The sequence below is a fragment of the Paenibacillus polysaccharolyticus genome, from assembly GCF_900102085.1.
Classification (GTDB): domain Bacteria; phylum Bacillota; class Bacilli; order Paenibacillales; family Paenibacillaceae; genus Paenibacillus; species Paenibacillus polysaccharolyticus.
The window spans coordinates 28,528-40,478 of record NZ_FMVM01000031.1 but is presented as its reverse complement, the minus strand read 5'-3'; the positions used below and the strand labels follow the sequence as shown (position 1 = coordinate 40,478).

Annotated in this window: 11 protein-coding genes and 1 pseudogene; 2 read left to right on the top strand and 10 right to left on the bottom strand. The window is 46.9% G+C overall.

Annotated elements, in window-relative coordinates; translation table 11 throughout:
• Positions 1-337 (top strand): integrase core domain-containing protein (locus BLQ13_RS27890; protein WP_139168953.1); only part of this gene is annotated, 337 nt, incomplete at its 5' end.
• Between the two features lie 285 nt (positions 338-622).
• Here the strand turns inward: BLQ13_RS27890 and mutY are convergent.
• The 5 genes from mutY to BLQ13_RS27865 all read right to left on the bottom strand — a co-directional run bounded on the left by mutY (position 623) and on the right by BLQ13_RS27865 (position 6,002).
• The gene (mutY, locus tag BLQ13_RS27885; RefSeq protein WP_090924935.1) at positions 623-1,891 is read right to left on the bottom strand and encodes an A/G-specific adenine glycosylase; all 1,269 of its coding nucleotides are present in this window, start codon (positions 1,889-1,891) and stop codon (positions 623-625) included.
• A gap of 89 nt (positions 1,892-1,980) precedes the next feature.
• A complete protein-coding gene (acpS, locus tag BLQ13_RS27880) occupies positions 1,981-2,391 on the bottom strand; it encodes a holo-ACP synthase (protein ID WP_090924931.1) in 411 nt (136 codons plus the stop codon).
• Positions 2,392-2,679: 288 nt separating this feature from the next.
• A complete protein-coding gene (gene nadE / locus BLQ13_RS27875) occupies positions 2,680-3,489 on the bottom strand; it encodes an ammonia-dependent NAD(+) synthetase (protein ID WP_090924930.1) in 810 nt (269 codons plus the stop codon).
• 162 nt (positions 3,490-3,651) lie between these two features.
• Positions 3,652-4,086, bottom strand: coding sequence for a BrxA/BrxB family bacilliredoxin (locus BLQ13_RS27870; RefSeq protein ID WP_090924929.1), 435 nt, complete (start codon positions 4,084-4,086; stop codon positions 3,652-3,654).
• Positions 4,087-4,307: 221 nt separating this feature from the next.
• Positions 4,308-6,002: a two-component system sensor histidine kinase NtrB gene (locus tag BLQ13_RS27865; protein WP_167375862.1), complete on the bottom strand. Its 1,695-nt coding sequence runs from the start codon at positions 6,000-6,002 to the stop codon at positions 4,308-4,310.
• Positions 6,003-6,196: 194 nt separating this feature from the next.
• Between BLQ13_RS27865 and BLQ13_RS27860 the strand changes: the two genes are divergently transcribed.
• Positions 6,197-7,465 (top strand): BaiN/RdsA family NAD(P)/FAD-dependent oxidoreductase, encoded by a 1,269-nt coding sequence (locus BLQ13_RS27860; protein ID WP_090924927.1) that lies wholly within the window; start codon positions 6,197-6,199, stop codon positions 7,463-7,465.
• Between the two features lie 730 nt (positions 7,466-8,195).
• Here the strand turns inward: BLQ13_RS27860 and BLQ13_RS27855 are convergent.
• The 5 genes and pseudogenes from BLQ13_RS27855 to BLQ13_RS27835 form a co-directional block, all read right to left on the bottom strand.
• On the bottom strand, positions 8,196-8,606 hold the full coding sequence (locus BLQ13_RS27855) for a hypothetical protein (RefSeq protein ID WP_090924926.1): 411 nt from the start codon (positions 8,604-8,606) through the stop codon (positions 8,196-8,198).
• 200 nt (positions 8,607-8,806) lie between these two features.
• Positions 8,807-10,060: an ABC transporter permease gene (locus tag BLQ13_RS27850; RefSeq protein ID WP_090924925.1), complete on the bottom strand. Its 1,254-nt coding sequence runs from the start codon at positions 10,058-10,060 to the stop codon at positions 8,807-8,809.
• A 16-nt stretch (positions 10,061-10,076) separates the two neighbouring features.
• Positions 10,077-10,814, bottom strand: a complete 738-nt coding sequence (locus BLQ13_RS27845) for an ABC transporter ATP-binding protein (RefSeq protein ID WP_090924924.1) — start codon at positions 10,812-10,814, stop codon at positions 10,077-10,079.
• 164 nt (positions 10,815-10,978) lie between these two features.
• A pseudogene (locus BLQ13_RS27840) lies at positions 10,979-11,384 on the bottom strand (type II toxin-antitoxin system death-on-curing family toxin).
• Positions 11,381-11,626, bottom strand: a complete 246-nt coding sequence (locus BLQ13_RS27835) for an AbrB/MazE/SpoVT family DNA-binding domain-containing protein (protein WP_397351832.1) — start codon at positions 11,624-11,626, stop codon at positions 11,381-11,383. Before BLQ13_RS27835 ends, BLQ13_RS27840 begins: the two are co-directional and overlap by 4 nt.
• Positions 11,627-11,951: the final 325 nt, after the last annotated feature.

The following is an 11,951-nucleotide window of genomic DNA, read 5'->3' as shown; positions in this document are numbered from 1 at the left end:
CGAGCCAAAGCTCGTGATTCGTACCGATAACGGCCCTCAGTTTATAAGCAAAGCGTTTTATAACTTCTGTGAAGAAGCAGGTTTAGAGCATGAGCGGACACCCGTTCGAACACCGAATAAAAATGCTTTTATTGAATCGTTTCATAGTGTTCTGGAACGTGAGTGTTACCAACGACATTGTTTCGAAAGCTACGAAGAAGCCTTTTCCGAGGTAGATCGATACATCCGTTATTACAACAAAGACCGTATTCACGGCAGTCTACACGACTGGTCGCCGACAGATTACCTGCGCCTGGTCAACGAAGGAACCATAGAATCCAAATCCATTGCGTTATGATGCGTCAATCTGAGAAAAAGCTAGCTAGTGTCCAATATTAAGGGGTTGAACCGCCAGAGACGTTATTTATCTATTTCCGGTGAAATATTACGCCAAATGCACGTTTTCGAGGAAAATAGCGTCTCTCATGATCGTTAGAATTTTGCAGCCCCCATTTCTCACAAAATAAGCTTCCTGGAGATCGTTAGAAATCCCCCAACTCAATAACGGCATCTATCCACTTTCTCTCCCAAATCCTTAGAGACGGTTCATATAATCCCAATGGTTAGCCAATCGGCCTGGTTATTACTCAGTAACTTCATCATAGGCTCCAGCAAAATAGTTGCGAAGAAGCTTTAGAAATACATTAGGGAACGCCAGCTTCTCCATGTCTTCCGGGCCGATCCATTGATAAGTAAGGCCATCACCTTTGCCTGTCATCGCTTCCTGCGCCGCTTGAGCGGCGGTGGATGAAGATGACTGTGCAGCTGGGGCTGATTCTGCCATTGATGCCGCCTGTGCATGGTAGGCGGCTCTGGCTTCCGCGGCGATCAGCGGAAGCTCACTGCTCTGGTCCTGCTCGGTGCACTTGTACACCTGCAGGCTCCAAACAATGTGGCTGAACACATGCTCCGCATGGGTAGCCAGCCCCTCCGGGCGGGCAGCGAAGCCTTCCGCCCACAGACTGCCGGCCAGCAAAGCCATGGCCGGCTCATCCGCCAGCGGCGCTGCCGCCTTACCCGCTGCGGCAGGCGCCGCCAGCACATGCGGCAGCTCCCACATCCGGGCCAGCAGGCCTGTCTCTGGGCGCTGGCGCACAAGCACACGGCCGCGATGAGCACCGCGGCCTTCCACCAGGGCAACCAGCCGCTGCTCAGGGCGCGGCGGCTTCGCTTTGGTCTTGACCGGCAACGTAAGCTCCCTTCCGGCAATTCTGCCGGAACATTGCTCCATCACCGGGCAAGTCAAGCAATGCGGCGCTTTGGGTGTACACACCAGCGCGCCAAGCTCCATCAGCGCCTGATTGAAATCACGCGCTCGCCCTTCCGGAATGAGCTCTCCCGCGAGCTCTTCCATCAAAACCCGGGTGCTACCCTTCATAATATCCTCATCAATGAGGAAATATCGGGACAGCACCCGCATCACATTGCCATCCACCGCTGGTTGTGGCTGGTTGAAGGCAATGCTGAGGATAGCGCCGGCTGTATACGGGCCGACTCCTTTTAACGCAAAGACGCTCTGCTTGTCCTGCGGCATCTCTCCGCCATGCAGCTCCATAACTTGCCTTGCTGCTGCCTGAAGGTTACGCGCTCTTGAATAATATCCGAGCCCTTCCCAATTTTTCAGCACCTCTTCCTCCGGTGCCTCGGCAAGAGCCTGGACGGTCGGGAAATTCCCGATAAATCGGTTAAAGTACGGAATCACCGTATCTACACGCGTCTGTTGCAACATAATCTCCGAAACCCAAGTAAAATACGGATTGTTGTGGCGACGCCACGGCAAATCCCGACGATTAATCATGTACCAATCCAGCAAATTCACGCTGAAATGTCGTTTCTGTTCTTGTAAACCCATATGCCCTTCCTTTCCTGTACCCACGTTTCTCCCGATCTCAGCGCGAGGCAATTCCTCGCCTCATTTTAAATGGCGCATCTATACGTATATCACTCAAGCGGTTCACCCGCGCCCTGCTCAATGATCGCAAATGCCGCAGCCAGCTCCGTCTGATGTGTAATGCTTAGATGGATCTGGTATCTCTGACCACACGGTAGCTGAAGCCGCTCCCAGGCCTGACTGGACAAAGTAGCGACTGGACGACCGGACGGATCAGGCAACACTTCAATATCATGAAAACCCATGACAGCGCCGATCCCGCATCCGAATGCTTTAGATACAGCCTCTTTGGCCGCAAAACGCCCGGATACAAACTCCGCCATCCGTTTCCCGCGCCTAGCTGCAATTTCCTGTTCAGCCTGAGTTAAAATACGCTTCATAAATGCCTCTGCTTGGCGGCCAGACAGCACCCTGCGTAACCGTTCTATCTCTAATACATCGTTGCCAATACCATATATCATAACGATTCACCCGCTTAATCTTTTAGGCTATAAAAGATAATCTTTAGTAATCCTTACTTCAACGAATCCGTTGCTTTCCGAACACGTATTCTATTGTAGCAGGAGGCGTGCATGGATGCGAGTACCTGTTATCCGTATTTCCACTTTTGCTAAAATTTTCTCCCTACGAAATGGCGGTAAGTTAGAACAACAAAAAGAGCCGCTGCTCAAGGCAGTGACTCTTTTTTAAGCAACGACTCATTTGCAAAATAAAGCACGCTACTCGATTACACTTTTAAATTCCCTACCTTAAATACCAGGAATCGCATTCCGTTTGTGATGTGTGCGTGTGTAAAAGGCCTCTAAACGCTCTTGCGCAGCCGGGTCAATCTGTTTACCTTCAAGGTAATCACTGTTCGCCTCGTATGAGATGCCCAGCTCGTCCTCATCCGTTTGACCTTCCCATAGTCCAGCCGAAGGTGCTTTGTCCAGAATGGATTGTGGCACTTTCAGGTAAGCAGCCAGCTGACGAACCTGACGTTTGTTGAGTGTGCTCAGTGGCGTAATATCCACGGCTCCGTCGCCCCATTTGGTGTAAAAGCCTGTAATCGCTTCGGATGCATGATCCGTACCTACGACCAGCAGGTTTTCTTCAAAAGAAAGCGCATATTGCATCACCATACGTGTTCTGGCTTTCACATTGCCCTTGCCTTGATGAGTCATATGACGCGGACTGCCGAGAGATTTGAAGCCCTGCTCTACTTCCAGCGCGATTTCATTCACGGCATCCTCGATGTTTGTTTCCACAACATGCTTCAGATCGTATGCTTTGGCTACAGCATAACTATCCTGGATATCCGCTTGCTCTCCATAAGGCTGGAACACACCCAGCGTTTTGTACTCTTGATTATTCTCTGCAGTAAGCTCGTCCGTGGCTTGTTTGCAAAGGGCTGTCGCTACAGCACTGTCAATACCGCCACTAATGGCGATCAGCAGTCCTTTGGTGCCGGAATTTTTGACATACGTTTTCAGAAAGTCCACACGCTTGCGTACTTCCTCAGCTTCATTAATACTCGGTTTAACCTTCAATTCAGCGATGATCTGTTGTTGCAAACTCATCGTTCATACACCCCGTTTCTACTATAATAGAATTTTGATGCTCGTTTGAAAGGTATGTTGGTGTCCAGCTAGAAAGGTTCGAATGGTTCAATAACCTGATCTGTCCAAAATGAAACGCCCCGGCATCGGGCATCCGAAGTGCGGGGCGTTCTATAGAGCAGATTAACGGCAGTAACGTTCAAATGCACTTGTCAGGTCAGCCGCGATTTCCTCTGCAGAACGATCTTCCACTTGGTGACGCTCGATAAAGTGAACGAGTTCTCCGTCTTTCAGCAAAGCAATGGACGGTGAGGATGGCGGGTATGGAGCAAAGAATTCACGTGCTTTCGCCGTTGCTTCCTTGTCTTGACCAGCAAATACGGTGTAGAGGTGATCTGGTGTTAAATCGTTCTGAAGTGCCTGAGCAACCCCTGGACGACATTGACCTGCTGCACATCCGCATACAGAGTTAATTACGACCAGTGCTGTTCCTTTAGCATCCGGCAAGCTTGCTTCAACCTCTTCCGGTGTGCGCAGCTCCTGGATTCCCAGACGAGTCAGCTCATCCCGCATTGGCTGAACCATATCTCTCATGTATTGATCAAATGACATCGACATTCAGTTTCACTCCTTATAATGGTTGTTCTATGATCTCGTTTGAAAAGTTAGAGGACAATAGCTATGCACCAACGAATGCGTCCATATCGAAAAAAATGGATACACGCTGTGCTATTCCTATTATACATCCCCATGCAATGAAAGCAAGGTTCAGACAACACCTGCGGAACAGCTTTCTCTCACTTATTATGGCTTATGGTCTGGCAAAATATGCTGATGAGCTAACACTGGAAGGCAACTTTAAAGGTCGTTCCCTGTCCTTCTTCAGATTCAACGGTGATTGTGCCATTATGGCGTTCGACAATGCTCAGACACATGGATAATCCCAGTCCGGTTCCTTTTGCTTTGGTTGTATAGAATGGTTCAAATAGCTTTTCCTGCTTCACTGGCGGTATTCCCGGCCCTGTATCGTGTACACACAGTTCCACCCGGTCATCAACCATCCGTGTTTCCAAGGTAAGCACACCTTTTTCCGTCATGGCTTCCATTCCATTACGAGCAAGATTTAATACGACTTGTTTAATTTCTTTTGCATTCAGATGCAGCTTCGGCACGTTATGGGCCAGCATCAGTTCGATGCTCTGACCTCGCAGATTGGCGTCTGCCCATAACAAAGGACTTAGCTCATGAATGATATCGTGTAATTGTGATTCTTCTTTTTCTGCTATACGGTTCTGAGCCAGGGACAGAAAATCATTGATAATGCTGTTGGCTCTGTCCAATTCCTCCATAACGATCCGATAATAATGATTCAGGGATTCAGGACTCTTTTCCTGCATTAACTGGAGAAACCCTCGCACCACAGCCATCGGGTTGCGCACCTCATGCGTGATGCTCGCCGCCATCTGTCCCACCAAGCTTAGACGATCCACATTATCAAGCTCACTACGCAACATCTCAAGCTCGGTAACATCCTGAATAGTAATCATAGCTCCCGAGACTTCCTTCGAGCCTTTTGCAGCATAAGCATAGATCGGCACCGTTCGGGAAAGAAATACATGCGATCCGTATCGCACGGTCAGCACACTTACTTCACCGTGTACAACCGCTTGCTGGATGCTGTGTTCCATCTTATCCGCCTGTTCTTGCTCGACAAATTGACTGGCGTGTTGCCCAATCAAGTTATGCGCTGATGTACATGGAAGCTGTTCTTTTGCCGTTTGTTTCATCAGTTCGTTTACAAATACAACTTTGCCTTCGACATCTACCGTGGCTATAGAAAGAGGTACTGCATTCAAAATCTGGTGCAGTTTCTCCGTTTCACTTATGTAATGGTGATGTTCTTCAGATAGTTGCTGTTCCATTCCGCGATAACGTCCCATCCGATCTAGCCACAGCTGGCTCATGCCCCCGGCAGCCAGTGCACCTGCTGTATATCCAAGTGCTGACAAAATCAGATGAAGCTTGGAATATGTGGTGTCAGGATAGACATAAACCACCCATAACAGACTCGCAACAGCTAGTTCAGCGGTAATCAGCGCGATGACCGTATTCATTTTGCGTGAACACGTATTATGCTTGAATCGTTTGGCAGACAACCATACAATAGGATAGAGAAGTATTCCCGTATGAAGAAGAAATCCGTACAGATCATAGGGATGTGCTAATAGAAAATAGAAGAGAATATGTAGAATGGACAAGGCAGCGCCTATGTGGGCTTTACAATATAGAATAGCAAGAGTAACCGGGATGATACTCAGGGATATAGGAACGGTCTCGGAACCTACAGATAATGCAAAAATCAGACAGAGCAACATACTGATGACACTTGTTGCAGCAAAGCTGAAATTGACTTTACCTGCATGATCCATTCGCATGACCTGTTGTTTGGAGAGACCCAAATATAATAAGGGAATCAGGAATACTGCCGATCCGGCCAGCAGTACTTGTAAAAGAATGTCCTTTAACGCAACCACAATGTCATCTCCTCCTCTGCCTGCACATTCCCTCATTTAATTCTGATTAAAACATAGGCGACAGCATATTACAATATATCGCTTAAGGCTGCAAAATAGAACACCGAATCACCCTGTCTGATTTCAGAAAGAGGCAGTAACAGACATTGTCTATAGAAAACAGACAAAATCAATCAAAAAGAAGGTAATTATGTATGTATGACGTTATCGTAATAGGTGGCGGTTCCGCTGGTCTGATGGCTTGTGTGGCAGCTGCCGAGCACGGAGCATCTGTGCTGTTGCTGGATAAAGGAGATCAATTAGGCCGCAAACTGGGCATCTCCGGCGGAGGACGCTGCAATGTAACGAATGCCAAAGAAACGGATGAGCTTATTCGACATATTCCGGGTAATGGACGTTTTTTATACAGCTCGTTTCAAAATCTGGACAACCAGGGCATCATGCGTTTTTTTGAAAATCTCGGCATTGCCTTGAAAGAAGAAGACAACGGAAGAATGTTCCCTGTCACGGACAAAGCCAAGACGGTTGTTGATGCGCTTGTCGGGAAAATTGTTTCTCTTGGCGTCGAGATTCGTACGAAAGAACCTGTTAAAGAGCTTATTCATAACGGTCAGCAAGTGCAAGGTGTTAAGCTCGCTTCAGGCAAAATCATTCACGGCCGCTCCGTCATTATTGCAACAGGCGGCAAATCTGTGCCGCAAACCGGTTCCACAGGTGACGGATATCCTTGGGCTGAGGCGGCTGGTCATACCATCACAGAATTGTATCCAACCGAGGTGCCGATCGTATCTGGAGAGAGCTGGATTCAGTCCAAGGAATTACAGGGCTTGTCTCTGCGTGACATCGCTCTGTCCGTACTCGATGCCAAAGGCAAAACCGTCATTTCTCACCGTGGAGATATGCTCTTTACCCATTTTGGTGTATCCGGCCCGGTTGCCCTACGATGCAGTCAGTTTATTCGCAAAGTTCAGATGAAATCAGGGAATACACAGGTCACCATGAGTATCGACCTCTTCCCTGACTTTACCCCTGCCGCGCTGGAAGCACAAGTGAAGCAAGGCCTAGAGCAGGAGTCACGCAAGGCTGTCAAAAATATTTTGAAAACATGGGTGCCTGAACGTCTGGTTCCGCTACTGATGAAACGTGCCGAGATCGGGGACGACCTGACATTTCACCATTTCCCTAAAGGTATGTTAAACCATCTATGCGATTTGATGAAATCCTTCACTTTCCGCGTTGACGGCACAAGATCACTTAAAGAAGCCTTTGTTACCGGAGGTGGAGTTCACTTAAAGGAAATATACCCTAAAACGATGGAATCCAAGCTGCTGCCCGGACTATTCTTTTGCGGCGAGGTACTCGATATTCACGGTTATACCGGAGGTTATAACATTACCGCTGCATTCTCTACAGGGTATACTGCGGGCATGCATGCCGCGGAGTACAAACATGCTAAGGTGTAGGTAAGTTGGTGGTTGGTTGGTGTTCAGTTGCAGAGATAATTGGATAGTATGTAAGCACCTCTTGGGTAAGCGGCCTATCTATTAGCTCTGGCTTTTGGGAGATGTGTTCATGTATGAATTGCGGGCATAGTATGGACTGAGGCCCACTTATTTAAATGAAATGTTGCGTTGACTGTACTCTACTGTACTGTGTTTGTGTTGTGTTTGTTCTTGTTTGTGTTGCATTGTACTGCATTGTGTTGGTGTGGCTGACCACCCTCGTCATGAAGCAGTGCATTGCGTGCTGGGCAGGCATAAGGTTTGAACGCTAACGATCACCACAAACCTTATTTCGTGAAAATTGACCCTTTTTAAAATCTAACGATCACCAGGAATGCTATTTGCCACAAAACAGGCTTTTCCAGCTTGAAATGAGCTATTTCTACTAAAATAATGTCTCTGGAGATCGTTAGCTTTTCAAACACCTCTAAATCGTGCAAATAGTGTTTCCTGTGATCGTTAGAAAATGATCAGGTACAAACTGGCCGATGGGACACTTACATAAAATGCATCATACGTTTGCAAAAAAAGGCACCCCATATGTCATTATCCATGACCGGGGTGCCCTTTGCTTTGTTTTAACTCTTCTTTACAGCTCTAATTGGTGTTCCAGATACACATTTCCCTCTAATGCAACATCGTTGCGGACTAGTATGTTGTTTCCCGATCTCCCCTGTTTCGTGTTCTATCCTCAAGCTTTAACACTGCCGGAAAATCCATCCGCCGAATCATCATAAACGGGATCATCACTATAATTATGCTCGCCCTGGTCTATTCCTTGATCAACGTTTTGACCGTAATTTACCGACTGGCTTCCGCCGCATGCATAGCCTTCGTTCCAGTCCTCATTCACCAGATGTGCCGGAATGGATACGTTTTGGAACTGATCCAGTTGATCAACAGAAGAAGCAAACACCGCACTCCCTCCATGTGATTGCACTATTTCTACAGCGGATTGCGGGTCCTGGCGATCTGTCGGAATATATAATTCAAGTGGTGCAGATTGATATGGCTTATAGCCTAATTCCTCCAAGGTTGCTTTTGCCTCAAGCAGTGCCGAAGGATCGGAAAAATGTACTTGAAGCTCACCGTTATCCATCATGCTCTACTCCTCCTCACTATAGATAATTCTATCCTCAGTCTGTGAAACCTATTAAATCCATAAATCCAGAGATACATAAACAGGACGCCCTAATATTCATGTGTTTCACATCCCTTTTCTTCTATAGCATGGGCAGTTCAACCAAGTGATATGCGTCTCGGATAGCAAATTCCTTTCACTCATCGTGATGCAAAAACAAATTATGAACGAGTCTGTCTGATCAAGCCTGCAACGGACACTGAACCATAACCCAATGCCACTGTGCATGCAGCCGTCAGAAAACCGGAAAGCCAACCTAGCCAAAACACTCCCATGACATACCCCATCACTGCAACAAGTGGGAGCAATAACATACGCGCCATAATAGAGCCTGCTTCATGCAGCGCAGCAGAATCATACGTGACAAGCTGTACATACTCCGACGTAGCCAATCCATCCCATGCACGGTACAACATCACGGTGAGCATAATCACCAGTAATCCACACACAATGACATTGACCGGGAACGGCGGTAAAGCTACCGCTGCGATAGACAACCCACCTAGTTGCAGAAACAATTTCAACGTCTCGGAATTACGAAAGAATGCTTTGAAAGCGATCTCTGCCGTCCGATTTGGAATGGAACGTTTACGGAATAATTTACGAGGTTTACGAAAAACGATTGTTCGTGTCTGCGGAGACTTCGGCTTCCTCACAGCCTGACTTAACATCAGTGCTGTTAACCTGAGTCTGCTTCGCAAATCCTCACGCACATCGCCTTCAAATGTACCTTTCATACGTAATCTCATCTGGATCATCGTAATGAGCAGTAGCAGAACGGCGGCAATACTGAGCATGATTTTCCACGTATACATGTCCCCTGACATCCAAGCCGATGTGCGAACAATCATCCATCCCATGGCGATCACAAGCGAGGTCAATGAGAGCCAGCGCCGCCATCCCGTATATCGAACTTTAATTATATGTATAGCAATGACTTGAAGCGACGCTACGGTTCCCAACCAGATACTTGTTAGCACGATCTGTAAAAGAGACATTTCATACACATGAGCGAGCAGTGGTGCAACAAGTGCAGTAATAAGTATCATTTTTCCAAGTTGTAACACCGTCACCTGCACAAGCCCTCGCATCATCAGTGTTCGCATCCATACCCTTCTCGATTTCAGGAACAATACATCCGCTTCTTCGATAAAAAGCAGAACTCCACCTGTCAAGATGATCAGTTCGATAATCCCCGTAAGCAAAGGTAAGGGCACACTTGTTGCCCATGCTGGCAGTGCTTTCGTCCACAAACTCGTGTACCAGCCGATAAAATATAGCAGACCCGGAATCAGCAGATACAGCCAGACTGTCCAGTCCACCACAAGTTTGAAATTGCGCCACTGCTCCCGAAGATGCTCTCTCTGTCTTCTCTGGTATAGAAGATGCGGGGTATAACGTTTGGGCTCTACCATCAGGCTTCTCCTTTCTTCAATCCGATGTTAACGTGTCAAAACAATCAAACAAAGATGCTTCCGGCATTCCCGCCGCGGCACGGATCTCATTCAACGTTCCTTCCGCAGCCGACCTGCCGGCAGCAATCAGAATGAAGCGGTCGCAGATCCGTTCAGCCGTATCGAGCACATGTGTAGACATTAACACGCCCGCCCCGCGGCGGCGCTCATCATCAAGCAATTTCAGAAAATCCTTTGTTGCACGCGGATCTAAACCGATAAATGGCTCGTCCACAATATAGATATCCGGTGAGGAGAGAAATCCGATCATGAGCATCATTTTCTGACGCATGCCCTTCGAGAAACTCGCTGGCAGATCATTACGGACATGATCCATACCAAAACGGACTAACAATTCCTCTGCTCTCGCTACAAAAACCTCTTCTTCTATTTCATACGCTGCAGCAGCCAGATCAAGATGTTCCCACAAGGTCATATACTCGTAAAAAACAGGCTGTTCGGGAATGTAGGCGTAACGCCCTTCCCCACCGATGGTTACATCATAGTCGGCATGCTCCAGCAGGCCAAGCAATGTCTTGATGGTTGTACTTTTACCTGCACCATTGGGCCCGATAATCCCGACCAACTCTCCCGGCGCCACGTGCATCCGAATATTCCGGATCGTAGACTGCCCTGGCGCGTAACCAGCTTCGCGAATATGTACGTTCAGGATGGAATTAGGTAAAGCTGTTTCTTCCTGCGATGCGTGCTGCATGGCTTAACACTCCTGTTCTTGTCCTTTTTATACGTGATGAACTATTTATATTGTAAATGAGTTTGGAGTATCATGTTTGATCAAATTGAGCAAAAAGTAGGCAAATAAAAACAATAAACCATTAAAACTCCATGATTTATTGCTCATGCATTCTTTGATCCCTATTATGTTCTCTCCTCAGACCAACAGTGAGTTTGAATCATCGAAGTAAGATCTTCAAATGAATATGGGGTTGACCATATCAACCGTAAAATCCTCAGCTAAGGTCTGTTCCATTTTAAAGTAAATATGATTGTAACGTAGAAACATGACTAATGCAGTAAAGGCTGTTCGTTTATTCGCATTATGAAAAGGATGGTTTTGGCCTAATGACTGAAAAATTGCAGCCGCCTTCTCATAGACTGTCGGATACGCTTCGTCACCAAAAGCAGATGATTGCCGTCTAAGAACAGCAGATTCAAGCAGATTAGAATCTTTTACACCAATCTGCTCTCCCGGGCTATACCGTTTGATCATCGCAACATTAATCGCAATTACTTCTTGAATATTTGAATAACGAATGAGACTCATCTGTCTTTAAGACCTTTTAGAGTTTGATCATACTCATCCATAACAGAAGCTAACGTATCCATAAAATCATTACTTATTCCGTTAGGCAAATTTACCTTGACCGACTTTTTAATGATAATTTCTCCGCTCGTTTGGTCGACCTCTACCTGAACCATGTCTCCTTGTTCAAGTCCAATTTGCTTGAATGCTTCTGTCATCGTTATTCCAAGGCTGTTACCAAACTTCGTTACTTTTCGTTCCATCTCTCTCACCCTACTCACTTAGATTCCTCCTATAATTATACTATTCAACTGTTATAACAATAACTCCATGATTCACCCATTGTATTTGGTTGAATATAAAAAAAGAAGCAGGGGTTCGGAGCCTCTGCTTCTTCATATTAAAGTGAAAACTCATATTATCGATTGTTTTCCACCATGGTCATCGTTTCGCTTTCTGCATCCGCATTAGCGTTCAGACCCAGATCCAGCATGCCTCGACTTTCGCTGGCATAGCTGCTTGCGGTACGCTCACGGTCGTTCACGTTACTGTTACGTTCGGATTGAGCCATTGTTGCACTCTCTCCTT

Excerpts from the sequence above, each read along its gene's own strand:
- mutY (WP_090924935.1), bottom strand. The coding sequence starts at position 1,891 with ATGGGTTTACAAGAACAGAAACGACATTTCAGCGTGAATTTGCTGGAT.
- acpS (WP_090924931.1), bottom strand. The coding sequence starts at position 2,391 with ATGATATATGGTATTGGCAACGATGTATTAGAGATAGAACGGTTACGC.
- nadE (WP_090924930.1), bottom strand. The coding sequence starts at position 3,489 with ATGAGTTTGCAACAACAGATCATCGCTGAATTGAAGGTTAAACCGAGT.
- BLQ13_RS27870 (WP_090924929.1), bottom strand. The coding sequence starts at position 4,086 with ATGTCGATGTCATTTGATCAATACATGAGAGATATGGTTCAGCCAATG.
- BLQ13_RS27860 (WP_090924927.1), top strand. The coding sequence starts at position 6,197 with ATGTATGACGTTATCGTAATAGGTGGCGGTTCCGCTGGTCTGATGGCT.
- BLQ13_RS27855 (WP_090924926.1), bottom strand. The coding sequence starts at position 8,606 with ATGATGGATAACGGTGAGCTTCAAGTACATTTTTCCGATCCTTCGGCA.
- BLQ13_RS27850 (WP_090924925.1), bottom strand. The coding sequence starts at position 10,060 with ATGGTAGAGCCCAAACGTTATACCCCGCATCTTCTATACCAGAGAAGA.
- BLQ13_RS27845 (WP_090924924.1), bottom strand. The coding sequence starts at position 10,814 with ATGCAGCACGCATCGCAGGAAGAAACAGCTTTACCTAATTCCATCCTG.
- BLQ13_RS27835 (WP_397351832.1), bottom strand. The coding sequence starts at position 11,626 with ATGGAACGAAAAGTAACGAAGTTTGGTAACAGCCTTGGAATAACGATG.